This window comes from Enterobacter sp. 241F3 (assembly GCF_034106785.1).
Taxonomy (GTDB): Bacteria; Pseudomonadota; Gammaproteobacteria; order Enterobacterales; family Enterobacteriaceae; genus Enterobacter; species Enterobacter vonholyi.
Genome location: NZ_JAWNDD010000016.1, coordinates 1 through 15563 on the forward strand (window position 1 = coordinate 1; position 15563 = coordinate 15563).

Consider the following 15563-nt stretch of genomic DNA (forward strand, 5'->3'; position numbering starts at 1 on the left):
ATAGTTTAGTGTTGACTTGGAATACTCACAAACAATCACTGCTCCAAAGCTAATCAATGAACTCTCAACAGCTCTTTTGGTAACGCTCTAATCAACTGAGCGTTCAGCAAATAGATCGGGGAAGTTGGTTATCTCGCTTTGCTGGTATCTCTATTTTAGTTAGAGAAGGGATTCCCTGGACAGGGTTTCTCACCCAAATAAACCTCCGAAATTAATGAGTTAAACACCTTACAGAAGTCGTTACAACAACTTCAAGAACGTAAGGACCGGAGGGCGAAGCCCGAAGGGATTTCGAGCGTAGCGAAGAAATCTAGTGAATGAATCCAATCGTTCAAAATCTAATAACGGTCAATAGCGCTTCGCGCACTCGCTTCGCTCGTAGATTTTTGAAGTGACCTTTATCCTTGTAACATGGTTATCATTGTTATTTTTACTATATAGAAGGGAACTAAAAGCCTATTACAGCAAGGGTTTACAGCCGTCTAGATCGACAAAACTCAGTCATAGAATGCGGTTTTCAGCTCCCCTAGATCGACAACCTCGCCCCCTTTTCACCAAAGCCTTCAAAAGACAAAACACACTAAAAGCCAGCGCTATTGGTGGAAAGACATTGTGACCCAAGCAGTTACCTCCTCAATCGCATATAACACTTCTGTTTTCGCTATGCACGAGACATGGGGGCTGGATTATCGGGTAGATATACCTTTATGCAAAGGGGATTGTGGGTTTAACTACTTGAGCCTGAAATCTTTCTCAACACAACCAGCAAAGGGGAGTTTTCCATCCCACGCACGCAATCCCAAAAAACTTAAAATGCCTAAATAACAAAGAGTTAATTTTCACCCCCCCGTAACTTTCGGTATATTTTCTCGCATTAATCGATCGTTTTTATAGATCAATTTCTCTGTATTGATAGATTTTACAGATCAATGTAAGATCATGATTCTTCAGTAGGTATTTTTCGCAAGCAAGACTCACGGAACGAGTGCTCTGCCCCCCGATCAAGTGCGAAAGAAAGAAGGTATCCAGAATGACTATCCTTATAAAAACTTTAAAAATCATGGCATCAGGCGTTGTTCTCATTGCATGTATGGCTGCCGCATCTAATACCGTCTATTTCTTGCCAGAGGCAAAATCAGCAGGTGTCGCCAGCAGCGACCAAAAAGCCCTGATGTTTCTCGGGATGGACAGGGATGTAAATCTGAAGGGAATATGCTTCGCGATGGCAAATCAATCCTCATCGATCGTGCCGCTGGTGGATATCACTGCGACAACTGATAACGGCAGATTCACATTGCACGGACTGCGCCCAAAGAATAACGACGATACGAAGGAATTAGTCTGTTCACTTGGTTCAGAAGCCGGGGATTTCTTGACTGGCATTGCGAAGTCAACCACTGTCAACGTGAAGATGGATTTTAATGGCGAGATCCGCAATTACAGTTTCAACACTACAGAGTTCAGGAAAATACTGTCTGCCAATGGTCAAGGAGTGTGGGACAAAGCAGCTAAAGACTACGCTCAGGGAGTTCGCGCACCCATTTTCTATAATAACAACCGTGAAGCCACCAAAAATAATGTAGCTATCTCAGATGTCGATTCACGCAATTATGAAGCAAGCGATGAGAAACTTAATTCACTCTGGAGAAGCCTTAGCCCTGAAACCCGAAAACGATTACTCCCTTCTCAAAGAGAATGGATAAAGAAAAAGTCTGACTGCAATAATGAACAGAAATGTCTTATCGACATGACCAATAAGCGTATTACTGAACTGGAGTCTCAACGTGGAAAATAATATGCTGACTTTGGTTTTAAAAAACGATTGGGTAACTTCGTCTTCTGGTAATGCCTATGCCGGGCAATACACGATCGGACGATTTCACCTGACAGATGCGTTTATCGTTGAGTATATGAAGCTGATACATGGAATCGAAATACCTGATTCATGGGTCAGTAGTAGCTTCACGAACATATCAGATACCGATACCCGCAAGATTATGTATATGGAAGGCTGCGATATGCTATCTAAAGACACAATGGATGAGATCCGTAATGCAGTGAAACATCCGTCTGACGACGTAAAAATATACCGCAATGGAGAGCGTATTGTTAAAATAGAAGTTATGGAGAAATAAAATGGCCTCAAAATTTAAAAAGTCAACTGCAACTGTTGTCATGTTATTCGGGCTTTATATATCGAATGGATTAGCAATAATCCCATACCAGGCCAGAGAATCCGAATCAATACAAGTATCAGATGCGGGTTCAACATCTTTACAACAACCGGAACAATCAACAAAGCCATCGATAATCGATATACTTCCAAGGATGTATACAACAGAAGAAGTTTATGCTCGATTTCAGGAACATGAGTTCAGAGCAACAAACGACTTCAAAAAGTGCCGATTGATGGTTACAGGAAAAATAAAAAGAATTAGCGCAGCCACTTTCAGTAAAAATCCGGTAGTAACATTACATATCCCTGATTCAAGTGAAGGCCTGAAGTTCTTTTTCGAAAATACGGATTATGATAACAATACTGTAGCAGCATTAAACGTGGGCGATACAGTGATTATTGCTGGATGGAATGCACGACCCGGAACATTTGGAGGCATTTTCTTAGATGATTCGCAAATCATGACAAAAATGGTTTCAAAGAAGAAGAGGCAAATGTTGGCTTTAAACGGTGGAATTTATGATCGGGAGATTTGTCATAAGTAGTATCATTCATTTTCATCAAATACAGGGGCATATGCCCCTATATACGAATCAAAAGAAGTAAGACGTTACGATAGTTGCAAAGAATAAAATGATCATTATCAAAAATAAGGTGTAATCTGTCATACGGTCTGCCGGGTAAAATTCCCGGCGACTTACCCAACTCCCCGCCGCGGAAATTTCAGAAATCCCCTCACCTTGTACACAGCTAGTAGTGCAAATTTCACAGTCGTATTCTCAGCACGACCTAGCTTGCTTACATCGCTTGCATACTAACCAACGGATCTTTAGCAAATATCTGTAAGGTAGGGCTGATGGGGCTAGTGAACAATCTACAAACTCAATCCGTGAGGGGGCAAAGTATTTCTGACAAAAAAGGGAATTGATACATACATGCGGTTTCGATTTGTCGCCTAAGCTCTGCTTCATCATCAGTATGCCGACCGAGGCTCAGATAGTAATTTTTACCTTCATGGATGGCATAAATAATCCAGTCTCCGGTTATTTTTTGTTCGTTCGAACGTCGCAACCAATTCTCCGTTACAGCCTCATGGGCAATCAGGGCCGCATCTTCAGCTGTAAAGTATCGTTCTTCACCTGATTTCATGACTTTTTCAACTTCTGCTTCTAATCGAGGTAAACCGTAATTTTGCAGAGCGATTTGTATATTCCTAGCCATAACATCTATACCAGCACCGTGATAGTGCTTGTGCCATAGTCCCCTAAGATAAGGCTTCCGGTTAAACATTGTCGGTGGTTTAGTTCTGCTTTCGCCCCGTAAAGGATTGCCTTCCAGGCAAGAAATTTCATCAACGATGATGAAAGGGTTTTCACTTCTGGACATGAAAGAACCGTAAAGTTGCAAAATCAGCAGCGCGCTAATTCTGGTAAGCATTTCCTCTTTTATTCCGAAGCGAAGGATAGTGTTTATTATTTCTTCCGTTTTGTCTTCTTCGCCATTCATAAAGCGGTGGGGATAGCTCATTAATAATGCACCTCAGTTCAACATGACAGGTACATGCTATCACGCAAGTCCAGAGGTAAGTAGTGAGTACATTTAGGTAACAGTGCTCTGAGCTTTTCCTGGTAGACGACGGGAAATTAATTTGGCATCAACAATAGCTCATTTTATGAGCAGATTTATCATGTGTTTGATTGTCCTTAGATACAGTGACGTTTGCACATGCTTCGTCAGAAAGATTGATGTAAAATCACACGATTAAGTGCCAGCACGGGAAGTGAAAATGGATGATGCACATGGTAACTATGTTATCAAGCCGATAAGGCGCATTGGTAAGGGCGGGTTCGGCTACGTTGAAGAGATTCGGCTCCAAAATTATCAAGGTCACACCTGCGGAGCATATGCAAGAAAAGTCTTCGCGCTACAAGACCCAGCCTATAGAGATGAATTCATACGTAGGTTCGAAAGAGAGGTCACTTACCAAGCGGACTGTAAGCATACTAATATTGCGCCTATTTATCTTCATCACTTGGTTGGTGATGAGCCTTGGTTTGTGATGGATTTAGCCGAAGGAGATTTGGTAACGGCTTTGCGTTCAGGCGAAATGACAATAAGGGATAAGATCAGCGCAATTCGCATGACACTGGAAGGCGTTGCATACCTCCACGATCACAACTATTGGCACCGAGATTTAAAACCTCAAAACGTTTTGAGGTTTTCTGACGGAACTTACAAAATTTCTGATTTCGGTTTAGTCAAGAATGCGGATCAAAAAGCCGAGTCGGAGGTGATAACAAAGGTAGCTGCAATCATGGGTACCGAGCGTTATATGGCTCCAGAGGTTTTCGCTGGAATCTATTCAGAAAAAACAGATATCTTTGCCTTAGGTGTCCTCATTGAAGACATGGACTTAGGGGCAATACCGGGCGTAGATGACTTGGTTACGAAAAGTACAGCTAGGAAACCGCCCAAAAGACATAGTTCTGTGCATGAAATGCTCGCAGACTTGGAAAAAATAGTTATAGGGAATGGGTTATGATTGAATTATTAACTTGTGGCTTGTTCTCCTTCTCAAAAGAGCCACGCAGAGAAAATCAAGATACCATCCTTCCACCACTACTCATCAATAATGGTTTTTTGATTGCTGTAGCTGATGGCGTTGGATCGTATGACGGTGCACAAAACGCGTCTCAATCAGCTATAAGAGAGCTACCTGAACTTGTCAGAAAAGGAAATCTGCAAAATATGACGAGCCTTTTTCTTTCTCTCAAGGAGGGGGTTTCTTCATTGTCTGAGATGAACGTCAAGTTTTCTCACGCAGCTACAACGCTGACATTTTGTTTTGTTGATGATGAGGGCCTTCATATTGGACATGTTGGGGATTGTCGTTTGTATGTGAAAACGGATTCTAAACTCAAACAAATAACCAAAGACCATACCCAGCACCAGAAGCTACTTGATGATAAAATATACAGCAAGAGTGAGCTGAAACAATTGCCGGGCAAGAATACTCTCACTACGGCAATTGCGAATGCGATCCCGCTCGATTTCCAGCAAACCTTTATCCCTCATGATGAGCTGCTTAATGACCGTGACGAAGCATTCGTATATTTGATGTCAGATGGTACACATGCATTCTGGGAAAAAAGACCACGTTTCTCACCGAACACATTAGAAAACCCTTCAAGTTTTGCATCCAGCCTCTATAAACGTATCGAGCGAGCTGGTCCGATAGACGACCATTCATTGATCGCAGTTAGATACAGGGTTCTTTAACCGCCTTCGTGAAGTGAACCCCTAATCGTTGGATGTCCAACTTTCGGGGTTCACTTCATGATGGAGGTTTTCTATTGTCTCGCTTACTTGCACAACAAATAGTTCCTCGCTGCTAAACACAACACAAATTCCGCAGTAAGTTGATGAGAATCATTCTTGATATAAGACTATAGGTACTTTCTCTTTTGGGTATACCTGATAAAGACCATGACACAAAGTATCAATAGGGTTAAATTTGACTCTATTGAAAACAAAAACACGTACTGTATCATATGGGTGTCAATTTAATATTCAAAAGAGAATGCATAATGAATGTCCGTATCTATTGCCGTGCATCTACCGAAGGCCAACATGCTGATCGTGCATTAGTTAGCCTGCTCGAATTTGCGCAAAGCAAAAACTGGCAAGTAGCCGGAGAATACATCGAGAATGCCAGCGGTGCGAAGCTGGAACGTATGGAACTGATGCGCCTTCTTGCGGAAGCACAGCCTGGCGATTTGCTTCTAATTGAAGCGATTGACCGTCTCAGTCGTCTTCAATATGAAGAATGGGCTGAACTCAAAGCTACGTTGAACAGTAAAGGGCTGGTGATCGTATCAATGGACTTACCGACCAGTTGGCAGATGGTTGAAATGTCCGGTAACGACCTAACCAGTGGCATTCTTCGGGCAGTCAATGCAATGCTGATCGATATTCTTGCGACAATGGCACGACAAGATTATGAAACCCGACGTAAACGCCAGGCACAGGGTATCGCAAGAGCAAAACAGGCTGGTTTGTATACGGGGAAAGAAAAAGATATGGAAGCCCGTGAGACTGTTCGCGAAATGCTGGCGCAGAACGTTAAACCAGCCCACATCATGAAAGCGGCAGATATAAGCCGTGCAACCTTTTACCGCATCAAGAAAGAGTTATTAGAACGGGCTGGAACTGATAGTTTCAGCAGACGGAATGCAATCGAATCTGATCATATGCTTTGAGCGCGATGCGAAAGTTAGGAATTCTTCTCACAATTGGTGGAGCATTTCGTATATTGCTTTGCCATGATCAGCCTGGAAACGGTCTAGCTCACATCGAGGAAACATCAAGGATGTCACTATAACGACGCAAATCTGTGTTTTGTATATTCCCAAAACTTCTTTCGCAATGAGGCACTACTATCATGCCTAAGAGGATCCTATGAGCAATATGCTTACATTTTTTTATTGAAAAAAATTAGTTTCAAAGACCGTCATGTGAATAAACCCCTTTTATACAAAAATTGTTTGATGGTAGGATCTTGCACACATGTTAATGCTTAACTGGCGAGGGTAGACTTATAAACAAGTTATGGCTTCATCAACTTCTAACTAGACTAGTAGCACAAAGGTCTACCGATTTTGTAGGAATTGGGGTTATTGCTTATCGCACTATCGAGAACTTGCCTGTAGTTCCTTTAGGGTCGCGCCTTAATGCAGATAAAGGCTTACCCATTTCGGGTGCAGACCACGTCTTTAAGGTTCTTGCAATGTTGGCAACTCGTGGAAGCATTATGCATGATGGTTTTCACCTCATTGAGGCAAAAAGCGGAGATCTCACTCATATTGCGCAATTTGTATCTCCTCCTCTCGATGTTGCTCTTGCCAACCCATTAGCTGTTTGGCCGCAAGGTGCTCGTCAGATGACAGCTAAGCTAATATCAACCTTACCACAAGTGGAAGCTGCCGCTATAATATCCGCGGAAGGATATATACACATTTATAAAAATGGTTTTGAAGATACAATTGGTGAGCTCCAATGAATAATCTTAGTCTAACTACTGCCGAGTTTGAACGCCTACTAAAAGTATTTGGCTGGCTGCTGGGGCTACTAGGCTTGCTGATTTTTCTTATCCAATGGTATTACCTCCATCAACCAATACCCTCTGCTGCATGGAAGGCATTCAGCTCATCGCTTGGTCTTTGTGTTTTATTCTTCGGGGTATTTTCAAAATTAGCCTGGCGCTGGCAGCATCTAGCCAAATGGATGAATCGACCACTCGTCCATGGCGTTTGGGTTGGAGAGCTAAGGTCAGACTACGGTGCTATTGACGGAAACCGATTGGTCATTCCTATTTTTTTCGTGATACGACAAACCTATCTAACTCTATCTATTCAATCTTTTACCGAAAGACAGGAAGGAGAATCCCGACTTGAAGCTCTTTTAAGAAGCTCGAAAACAGACGTGACCAGGCTTTGCTATGTGTTTGAACTAAGAAAAGTTTTTTCAGGCGCACATTCAATAACAAGCGGTGCAGGGGAATTAAAGTTAGCGGGAGATCAATTATCTTTGAACGGAACATATTGGACAAATACACCAACACACGGAGAGATAACTTTAAGACTCGTCACTCGTGACTGTAAAGGTATAGCATCCTACAAAGAAGCCGAAAACACACAACGTAAAATTGCTGTATGAAAAAATCATCATTTTAAAAAATCTGACTGAATGTTTTTTACTAAACTATCAAATTTTAAAGAGGGAGGCTAACTGCCTCCCTCTATTTTCAAGCTAAAGTACTTGAATGCCTTTGAGCAATTCACTTTCGTTGAGTGCTAATTGCCGTCCAAAATTACCAATGTGCTCATTCATTACTTCATTAACCAAATTATTAACCACATTAGTTAGCTTCATCAACTCATTTAATGAATCATCATCCTCGAATATTTTTCTAGTACCATTAGGCACATCCATTTTTTTCGCCTCAATAGGATGCGAACAAAGATAGTTTAACCATCGATGTGTTTCTACCAATACAGCAAGCTCATAATATGCATTATGACGTAGATTATTTTCATCGGCGTGATACATAATCGATGTTAAATCATAGCTGTTAAGACCGATTTCTGTACCCTCCTCATCTTGGAAGTCAGACTTTATGGTCTTCAGTAAGCGTATGCTTTTACGCAAGCCACCATTAGAACGATCACATTTACTCTCAATTCGCTTTATATGTACAAATGGGGAGTTATAAATTCGTTTACGCTCATCTCTTTGAAGAATCATTACCCCACGGTCGCTCTCTTCCTGACTTAACTGATAGTCAAGATTATCCCACCAGATTGCGGGTACTACATCTACTTCCCGTTGTAATGAGCCACCTGTAATTCTTAAAGATTTATTATTTTCATCATTAACGTACGCTTCTGGAAATGCTTTTCTTAGTTCATCGCGTGCTGTATTGCGTAATGTGAGTATAACATCATCTTCTTTCTTAGATGTGGGTGTATATAGACTCTGTCTAACCCCATCACGATCATACATTAGCATCTGCTTATCAATAACAAGCAAATCAACATCACTGAAACCCTTAATATGAATATCTAAAGCAACAGAACCTTGCAAACGAAAGTCAAGATGATATTCACTCAGTCTTTTTTCAAGCTGGTTTTGAATCCGCTTTGCGGTATTAAGTGATACCTCAGTATATTGAGTTTCGACAGATTGCATAGCACCTATGACGTAACGTGTCGCGTTGTCTCCCCTGCCACGACGCTCCCACTCTTCCTGAGAGGAAAGTACATTTGCTAATATGTCATAACTCTCAAGACCATCCATTGCAACACCACTATAAGACTCCATCGCAACCTTAACTTGTTCCGGGGAGCCCTTGCGGCGTTTTTTCATCCGCTGAATGCGGTCACTGAAAGTTGAACTAGACATTAGCGATCCTCTTGATTGTCATGGTGCCATAAGTAGCTCGGCCTTGAGCGTTGAAATAATGCCCTTCAGCCGTTAATAAATCTTCATCAAACCAGAATTCAGCAAATCCAATATGTGCATGAAGGTTCTCTTCGCCCATTTTTGGGTGGTTTTTATAGTGGTATAGCAACTGATAACCAATGCATTCATCGTAAATTATCGATGCAGTAACACTATCAGATTGCGATTGAGCAGTTTTGAGAACAATCCGGACCTTATCCCATGACTGTACGATTGTTAGCACCCCCTCCCAAGGCTTACCCCCCTCCGTTTTTGTCAAGCCTTGAACTTGCCACTTACCTGAGAGGTCAGGCACGCGCAGAGCTCTGCCTACTAACGGCGCTCTCCATAGCGATTTGTCCAGTAATTTATAGAGAATTAAGTAAATGGTTCCAGCCCCACCAAGTGATAGGAGAGAAGGAGGGATATGGCTGTCGAAGTTGAAATGCTTAAGCATCTCGGCCACTTTCAACATTGAAAAGATTATAAAAGCGGACAAAGTTGAAGCAACGATCGCAAGCAATCTGCCAACCTGACTACGATTAAGTCCACATATGACAATATACTCATGACTCTTCATTCAACTCTATCCATCCCATCCCACGTACTAGTGAGGTTTAAACGTGAAAAAGCCAAACCAGCTGAAGCATAAAGACTGACAAACTATAGAAGTACAACTTTTAACCAAAAAACCTAAGACACTAGATATAGAGCCAGTGTAAAATTAATTATCAATATACTGTGTTTACAACTAAGATCTTATCGTTTTTTTTATTCAAAACAAAGCAAAAAAGCGGCAGCACATTCAATATACGACTTAGCACTCACAGTTGACTGAGCCCGCCCCGGTAGACAGTCCTGCCCTACAGTAGTTTATAAGCGTATACCTACAAAGTGGCAGTAGGGCAAGTTTCATCTTCGAGTTTGATTAGGTATGTCATCGCATCTGTTCGATTCGTTGAACACATATCCAAAGAGGGTTGCAGGCTACTACAAACTTTAGGACGAAGATGTGATCCAAAAATGTTACATAAATTATCATTAGATAGTTGAACACACCTTACATTTGCTGGTTTGCCTTGCGGCATACCAGGGATAGGACTGGATATTGAAGGAGCGATGCAACAGGCCCCACAATCGATTCGGCATTCCATCAGGGCATCTCAGATTCTTTGTATTCGATTAAAACATTAACACATTGTCAGAATCAGGGCGACAGCATGTAACCAAGAACTATTCCGCATAAAATTCGCGATTGTCCTCTCATATGGATTAATGCTCATTTAAAAATCTCAAGCGTATGCAGTAAAATCTATCAGTTAGATCGCCCTAGCATAAGATGAATTCAGCCCCTCGCTTTACCAGGAGTTATAATGAGCTTTCATATCAAGAAAAGCATTCGCGTTGGACCGATGAGATTTAACCTATCTAAATCAGGAGTCGGGGCATCAATTGGTATAAAAGGACTGAGGTTTGGGACTGGCCCAAGAGGAAATTATATCCACATCGGTGCTGGTGGAGTCTATTATCGTGCTTCGCTTTCACCAAGCCTGGTCCCACAGAACAGAAAGAAGGTTCAACATGTACCAGACGAGTCCCCAATAGGACATGACACTACACATGCACCTCTTGAGGAAATCGAGTCATCCCATATCTCGGAAATCGTTGATTCAAGTTCCCGAGAACTGCTTGAAGAGTTGAACAACAAACGTAAGAAGTCACAAATATGGCCCTTGGTCGTCTGCCTTTCGATTGCGCTGTTACTTTACGGTTTTTCACAGGCATGGCCTGAGTGGTGCCTCGCCATAGGATTTATCTTAGGGGCAGCAATTTCTGTTTTTGCTTACATGTACGATCAGCTAAGAAAGACTACTGTTCTTTTTTATGACTTTGATGATCAAATGATGGCATGTTACCAGCAACTTCATGATAGTGGAGCCAAGCTCGCAAGCTGCTCAAAAGTATGGCATATAGAAGCATCTGGAGCCGTTTATGACCCCAAGTATCATGCCGGGGCTGGTAACTTACTACGCAGAAAAATAACCTCTATCAGCAAATCAAAGCCTCCCTTTGTTAAAACAAATATTGAGACGATTGCTATCAATGTCGGTCGCCAAACATTACATTTTTTTCCAGATAGAGTACTCGTTTATGACCGTGAAGGTGTTGGCGCAGTTGGTTATAACCAGCTATTCGTTAATGTTGGTGACAGTCGATTCATTGAAAGCGAAGGTGTACCTGGAGATGCCATAGTCGTTGGCAGGACATGGAAGTATGTGAACAAGTCTGGAGGCCCAGACAGAAGATTTAAAGACAATTCAGAACTTCCTATATGCTTGTATGAAAACCTTTCGTTTACAAGTCATTCTGGACTAAATGAGTTATTACAGCTGTCGAAAACTGGCTATGGAGAAAGCTTTTCACATTCAATTGAAACACTTAGCAAAAAAGTCATTTCTGCTTAGCTATGTCATTTTTAAACTGCGAATAATTGAATGTTAGGCTTGCCCTCGGGCATTCCAGGAATGGGGCTTGAAATGGACGGTGCAGTACAGCACGCGCCACAATCGGGACGGCAATCCATAAATGCTCTCTTTCGCTGACGATGGCCCGCGTAGTCGGGCATCGCGCGCACAGTAACACCTTTTGCGTATTGATAGCAAAAGCCACGAATTCCACTTGCCTGAAAGGCCGCGCGCGAGTAATTTGGCGCGATATTTTTTACCTCCCGTAAACAGGATTACTGCAATGCCAAGAGCGAACGAAATTAAGAAAGGTATGGTGCTGAATTACAACGGCAAACTGCTGATTGTGAAAGATATCGACATTCAGGCACCAAGCGCCCGTGGTGCAGCAACGCTGTATAAAATGCGTTTCGCCGATGTGCGTACCGGCCTCAAAGTGGAAGAACGCTTCAAAGGTGACGATATTGTCGATACCGTGACCCTGACCCGTCGCTATGTTGATTTCTCCTACATCGACGGCAACGAATACGTGTTCATGGACAAAGAAGATTACACCCCGTACATCTTCACCAAAGATCAGATTGAAGAAGAGCTGCTGTTCATTCCTGAAGGCGGTATGCCTGACATGCAGGTTCTGACCTGGGACGGCGTGCTGCTGGCGCTGGAACTGCCTCAGACCGTCGATCTGGAAATCGTTGAAACGGCACCCGGCATCAAAGGCGCATCCGCAAGTGCGCGTAACAAACCTGCTACCCTGACGACCGGCCTGGTTGTGCAGGTGCCGGAATACCTCTCCGCTGGCGAGAAGATCCGCATCCATATCGAAGAAAAACGCTATATGGGCCGCGCTGACTGATTGCGGCATTTGTCGGGTAGCGGCTTCGCCTTACCCGACCTGCAAAAACACAAAAACCGGCTCTCAGGCCGGTTTTTTTTATTGTTGGTCCGGTGGCGCTTACAGAAGCTCCGGATACTTCGTCATCTTCAGCGCCAGCTCAACGCCGCGCACTTCCGCCATCCCTTTAAGACGGCCAATCGCAGAATAGCCTGGGTTGGTTTTCTTACGCAGATCGTCCAGCATCTGATGGCCGTGGTCAGGACGGAACGGAATAGGACGCACATCGCCAATCTGCTTGCGACGCGCCTCTTCGGCCAGAATGGCGTCTACCACCGCCACCATATTCACATCGCCGCCCAGGTGAGCCGCCTCGTGGAAGGTTTTTGGGTTCTCTTCACGGCAGGTCGCGCGCAGATGCGTAAAATGAATGCGGTCGCCGAAGGTTTCAATCATCCGCACCAGATCGTTATCCGCCCGCACGCCGTAGGAGCCGGTACACATGGTGAAGCCGTTATAGATGCTGTCGACCGTCTCTTTCAGCCACTGCATATCTTCAATTGTGGAAACAATGCGCGGCAGGCCGAGGATTGGACGCGGTGGATCGTCCGGGTGCACGGCCAGGCGAACCCCTACCTCTTCCGCAACCGGCACGATTGCGCGCAGGAAATACGCCATGTTTTCACGCAGCTGATGCTTATCAATATTGCCGTATTCCGCCAGGCGGGCGCGGAACTGATCCAGCGTATACCCCTCTTCGGCACCCGGCAGGCCCGCAATAATATTACGGGTCAGCTTTTCGATGTCCGCGTCGCTGGCTGCATTGAACCATTCGAGTGCCTGCTGCTGCTCTTCCGCGGTGTAATCCGCTTCGGCGCAAGGCCGTTTCAGGATGTGCAGCTCGAACGCTGCAAAGGCAATCTGATCGAAACGCAGCGCTTTTGAGCCGTCCGGCATCTGATATTCGAGGTCGGTTCGCGTCCAGTCGAGGATGGGCATGAAGTTATAGCAAACCGTATCAATACCGCAGGCCGCGAGGTTACGAATGCTCTGCTGATAGTTAGCAATCCAGGTCTGATACTCCCCGGAATGGGTTTTGATATCTTCATGAACAGGAATGCTTTCCACCACAGACCAGGTTAATCCCTTCTCCGCCAGCAGCGCCTGACGCGTCTGTATTTCCTCTACCGGCCAGACCTGACCGTTAGGAATATGATGCAGCGCCGTGACGACACCCGTTGCGCCAGCCTGACGCACATCATCAAGAGAAACCGGATCGTTCGGCCCGTACCAACGCCAGGTTTGTTCCATTGCCTCACCCTCTTAAGTTGTTATACCAATATGCATTACCGCAATGACGACTACCATACATGTTTACCGTGAAGGGTCAATACACCGCCACACATTGATTGATCAAACTCACATAACGGGGATATTTACGGCTCACCAATTTTATTTGCTGTCATATAACTTTACACTGGCATTGTTAATTAATGGTTAATCAGGTGTGTATCTCATGAAGACAATTGCCTCTACCGTCCTTCCTGCCGGGGTTCAGCAACCTCGCTACGATCGCCAGTCATTACGCTCCCGCATCGTTCACTTTGGCTTTGGCGCGTTTCACCGTGCGCACCAGGCCTTGTTAACAAATAGGGTGCTGAATGAAAAAGGCGGCGACTGGGGGATTTGTGAGATTAGCCTGTTCAGCGGCGACGTGCTGATGAGCCAGCTGCGCGCGCAGGAGCATCTGTTCACCGTGCTGGAGAAAGGGGCTGATGGAAATGAGGCGATTATCGTCGGCGCCGTCCATGAGTGCCTGAACGCAAAGCTGGACTCCCTGCCCGCCATTATTGAGAAATTTTGCGAGCCTCAGGTCGCGATTGTATCGCTCACCATCACGGAAAAAGGCTATTGCATCGATCCCGCGACCGGAAAACTCGATCTGAATAACCCCCGGATCGTCCACGACCTTGAAAACCCCTCAGAGCCACATTCGGCCCCAGGGATCCTGGTCGAAGCGCTCCACCGCCGCCGCGAGCGCGGCTTGCCTGCGTTTACCGTGCTCTCCTGCGACAACATCCCGGATAACGGGCACGTGGTCAAAAACGCGGTGCTGGGCATGGCGCAAAAGCGTTCCGCGGCGCTGTCTGAATGGATTGATAGCCACGTGAGCTTCCCGGGAACGATGGTTGACAGAATTGTTCCCGCCGCGACGGAAGCATCGCTGGCGGAAATCACAGACGCGCTCGGCGTTGAAGATCCGTGCGCCATCAGCTGCGAACCGTTTATTCAGTGGGTGGTGGAAGATAATTTTGTCGCAGGCCGTCCCGAGTGGGAAGTGGCGGGTGTCCAGATGGTGCAGGATGTTCTGCCGTGGGAGCAGATGAAATTACGCATGCTCAACGGCAGCCACTCTTTCCTGGCGTATCTCGGGTATCTCGCTGGCTACGCGCATATTAATGAATGCATGGAGGACGCGGCGTTCCGTGAAGCCGCCCGTCGGCTGATGCTGAACGAGCAGGCCCCCACGTTACGGATTAAGGATGTCGACCTTACCGCATACGCCGATAGCCTAATTGAACGCTTTGCCAACCCGGCCCTCCAGCATCGGACCTGGCAAATCGCGATGGACGGTAGCCAGAAGCTTCCGCAAAGAATGCTGGACGGGATCCGCGTTCATCTTGAGCGAAATACGCCGTGGTCGCTGCTGGCTCTGGGCGTGGCCGGCTGGATACGCTACGTCAGCGGTATCGACGACCGTGGCAATGCGATTGACGTTCGCGATCCCCTCAGCGATAAAATCCGCGCCATCGTCAACGCCAGCAGCGACGCCGACCGCGTTAACGCGCTGCTGGGGCTGAGTGAGGTCTTTGGTCACGATCTCGCACAAAACAGCGTCTTTGTGGAGACTGTCCGCCAGGCATACCAGCGCATTATCCGCAACGGCGCACGTCAGGCTGTTATCGAAACGTTAAATATTTAACGATTATTGCGCTTAACGCGAACGGATGAGGCCTCCGTTCGCCCTTCCCCTTCTCACAGGTCACGTTTTTCGCCAGGATAGAGAGAATAGTGTTATAGCATCACA

At 45.1% G+C, this 15563-nt stretch carries 16 protein-coding genes and 1 pseudogene; 11 read left to right on the top strand and 6 right to left on the bottom strand.

Annotation, left to right across the window (positions count from 1 at the left end):
- Positions 1-1030: 1030 nt before the first annotated feature.
- The 3 genes from UR504_RS21265 to UR504_RS21275 are packed head-to-tail and all read left to right on the top strand — an operon-like array spanning position 1031 to position 2721.
- Complete coding sequence (locus tag UR504_RS21265; protein ID WP_226834862.1) at positions 1031-1795, top strand: lysozyme inhibitor LprI family protein; 765 nt, start codon at positions 1031-1033, stop codon at positions 1793-1795.
- Positions 1785-2135, top strand: coding sequence for a hypothetical protein (locus tag UR504_RS21270; RefSeq protein WP_047355786.1), 351 nt, complete (start codon positions 1785-1787; stop codon positions 2133-2135). The genes UR504_RS21265 and UR504_RS21270 overlap by 11 nt, the downstream gene beginning before the upstream one ends.
- Before the next feature lies 1 nt (position 2136).
- Positions 2137-2721: a hypothetical protein gene (locus UR504_RS21275; protein ID WP_226834863.1), complete on the top strand. Its 585-nt coding sequence runs from the start codon at positions 2137-2139 to the stop codon at positions 2719-2721.
- Positions 2722-3058: 337 nt separating this feature from the next.
- On the opposite strand, the gene UR504_RS21280 is transcribed toward UR504_RS21275, so the two are convergent.
- A complete protein-coding gene (locus UR504_RS21280) occupies positions 3059-3703 on the bottom strand; it encodes a hypothetical protein (RefSeq protein WP_226834864.1) in 645 nt (214 codons plus the stop codon).
- Between the two features lie 259 nt (positions 3704-3962).
- On the opposite strand from UR504_RS21280, the gene UR504_RS21285 reads away from it, so the two are divergent.
- The 5 genes from UR504_RS21285 (at position 3963) to UR504_RS21305 (ending at position 7891) form a co-directional block, all read left to right on the top strand.
- The gene (locus UR504_RS21285) at positions 3963-4718 is read left to right on the top strand and encodes a serine/threonine protein kinase (RefSeq protein ID WP_226834865.1); all 756 of its coding nucleotides are present in this window, start codon (positions 3963-3965) and stop codon (positions 4716-4718) included.
- Positions 4715-5455, top strand: coding sequence for a PP2C family protein-serine/threonine phosphatase (locus UR504_RS21290; protein WP_047355790.1), 741 nt, complete (start codon positions 4715-4717; stop codon positions 5453-5455). Before UR504_RS21285 ends, UR504_RS21290 begins: the two co-directional genes overlap by 4 nt.
- Before the next feature lie 308 nt (positions 5456-5763).
- Entirely contained in the window at positions 5764-6435 is a 672-nt protein-coding gene (locus UR504_RS21295; protein ID WP_226834866.1) for a recombinase family protein, read from the top strand.
- Positions 6436-6962: 527 nt separating this feature from the next.
- Complete coding sequence (locus UR504_RS21300) at positions 6963-7235, top strand: hypothetical protein (protein WP_226834867.1); 273 nt, start codon at positions 6963-6965, stop codon at positions 7233-7235.
- On the top strand, positions 7232-7891 hold the full coding sequence (locus tag UR504_RS21305; RefSeq protein ID WP_226834868.1) for a hypothetical protein: 660 nt from the start codon (positions 7232-7234) through the stop codon (positions 7889-7891). Before UR504_RS21300 ends, UR504_RS21305 begins: the two co-directional genes overlap by 4 nt.
- A 93-nt stretch (positions 7892-7984) precedes the next feature.
- Here the strand turns inward: UR504_RS21305 and UR504_RS21310 are convergent, their stop codons facing one another.
- The 3 genes from UR504_RS21310 to UR504_RS21320 form a co-directional block, all read right to left on the bottom strand.
- Positions 7985-9136, bottom strand: coding sequence for a hypothetical protein (locus tag UR504_RS21310; protein ID WP_226834869.1), 1152 nt, complete (start codon positions 9134-9136; stop codon positions 7985-7987).
- Positions 9129-9755, bottom strand: coding sequence for a hypothetical protein (locus UR504_RS21315; RefSeq protein WP_226834870.1), 627 nt, complete (start codon positions 9753-9755; stop codon positions 9129-9131). Before UR504_RS21315 ends, UR504_RS21310 begins: the two co-directional genes overlap by 8 nt.
- A gap of 307 nt (positions 9756-10062) precedes the next feature.
- The gene (locus tag UR504_RS21320) at positions 10063-10329 is read right to left on the bottom strand and encodes a YkgJ family cysteine cluster protein (RefSeq protein ID WP_072059494.1); all 267 of its coding nucleotides are present in this window, start codon (positions 10327-10329) and stop codon (positions 10063-10065) included.
- A 219-nt stretch (positions 10330-10548) separates the two neighbouring features.
- On the opposite strand from UR504_RS21320, the gene UR504_RS21325 reads away from it, so the two are divergent.
- On the top strand, positions 10549-11640 hold the full coding sequence (locus UR504_RS21325) for a DUF4236 domain-containing protein (RefSeq protein WP_226834871.1): 1092 nt from the start codon (positions 10549-10551) through the stop codon (positions 11638-11640).
- Between the two features lie 35 nt (positions 11641-11675).
- On the opposite strand, the pseudogene UR504_RS21330 reads toward UR504_RS21325, so the two are convergent.
- A pseudogene (locus UR504_RS21330) lies at positions 11676-11759 on the bottom strand (YkgJ family cysteine cluster protein); the annotation flags it as partial.
- Positions 11760-11923: 164 nt separating this feature from the next.
- On the opposite strand from UR504_RS21330, the gene yeiP reads away from it, so the two are divergent.
- Positions 11924-12496 carry an elongation factor P-like protein YeiP gene (yeiP, locus tag UR504_RS21335; protein WP_008500940.1) on the top strand — a complete coding sequence of 191 codons (573 nt, stop codon included), beginning with the start codon at positions 11924-11926 and terminating at the stop codon, positions 12494-12496.
- Between the two features lie 99 nt (positions 12497-12595).
- Here yeiP and uxuA read toward each other — a convergent pair whose 3' ends face one another.
- On the bottom strand, positions 12596-13786 hold the full coding sequence (gene uxuA / locus UR504_RS21340) for a mannonate dehydratase (RefSeq protein ID WP_302235074.1): 1191 nt from the start codon (positions 13784-13786) through the stop codon (positions 12596-12598).
- A 205-nt stretch (positions 13787-13991) separates the two neighbouring features.
- Between uxuA and UR504_RS21345 the strand changes: the two genes are divergently transcribed.
- Positions 13992-15458, top strand: coding sequence for a mannitol dehydrogenase family protein (locus UR504_RS21345; protein ID WP_302235073.1), 1467 nt, complete (start codon positions 13992-13994; stop codon positions 15456-15458).
- Positions 15459-15563: the final 105 nt, after the last annotated feature.

What these genes read in the sequence shown, in the direction of transcription:
- UR504_RS21285 (WP_226834865.1), top strand. Translation starts at nt 3,963, where the DNA reads ATGGATGATGCACATGGTAACTATGTTATCAAGCCGATAAGGCGCATT.
- UR504_RS21295 (WP_226834866.1), top strand. Translation starts at nt 5,764, where the DNA reads ATGAATGTCCGTATCTATTGCCGTGCATCTACCGAAGGCCAACATGCT.
- UR504_RS21290 (WP_047355790.1), top strand. Translation starts at nt 4,715, where the DNA reads ATGATTGAATTATTAACTTGTGGCTTGTTCTCCTTCTCAAAAGAGCCA.
- UR504_RS21275 (WP_226834863.1), top strand. Translation starts at nt 2,137, where the DNA reads ATGGCCTCAAAATTTAAAAAGTCAACTGCAACTGTTGTCATGTTATTC.
- UR504_RS21315 (WP_226834870.1), bottom strand. Translation starts at nt 9,755, where the DNA reads ATGAAGAGTCATGAGTATATTGTCATATGTGGACTTAATCGTAGTCAG.
- UR504_RS21325 (WP_226834871.1), top strand. Translation starts at nt 10,549, where the DNA reads ATGAGCTTTCATATCAAGAAAAGCATTCGCGTTGGACCGATGAGATTT.
- UR504_RS21300 (WP_226834867.1), top strand. Translation starts at nt 6,963, where the DNA reads ATGTTGGCAACTCGTGGAAGCATTATGCATGATGGTTTTCACCTCATT.
- UR504_RS21310 (WP_226834869.1), bottom strand. Translation starts at nt 9,136, where the DNA reads ATGTCTAGTTCAACTTTCAGTGACCGCATTCAGCGGATGAAAAAACGC.
- UR504_RS21280 (WP_226834864.1), bottom strand. Translation starts at nt 3,703, where the DNA reads ATGAGCTATCCCCACCGCTTTATGAATGGCGAAGAAGACAAAACGGAA.
- UR504_RS21320 (WP_072059494.1), bottom strand. Translation starts at nt 10,329, where the DNA reads ATGGAATGCCGAATCGATTGTGGGGCCTGTTGCATCGCTCCTTCAATA.
- yeiP (WP_008500940.1), top strand. Translation starts at nt 11,924, where the DNA reads ATGCCAAGAGCGAACGAAATTAAGAAAGGTATGGTGCTGAATTACAAC.
- UR504_RS21265 (WP_226834862.1), top strand. Translation starts at nt 1,031, where the DNA reads ATGACTATCCTTATAAAAACTTTAAAAATCATGGCATCAGGCGTTGTT.
- UR504_RS21305 (WP_226834868.1), top strand. Translation starts at nt 7,232, where the DNA reads ATGAATAATCTTAGTCTAACTACTGCCGAGTTTGAACGCCTACTAAAA.
- UR504_RS21345 (WP_302235073.1), top strand. Translation starts at nt 13,992, where the DNA reads ATGAAGACAATTGCCTCTACCGTCCTTCCTGCCGGGGTTCAGCAACCT.
- uxuA (WP_302235074.1), bottom strand. Translation starts at nt 13,786, where the DNA reads ATGGAACAAACCTGGCGTTGGTACGGGCCGAACGATCCGGTTTCTCTT.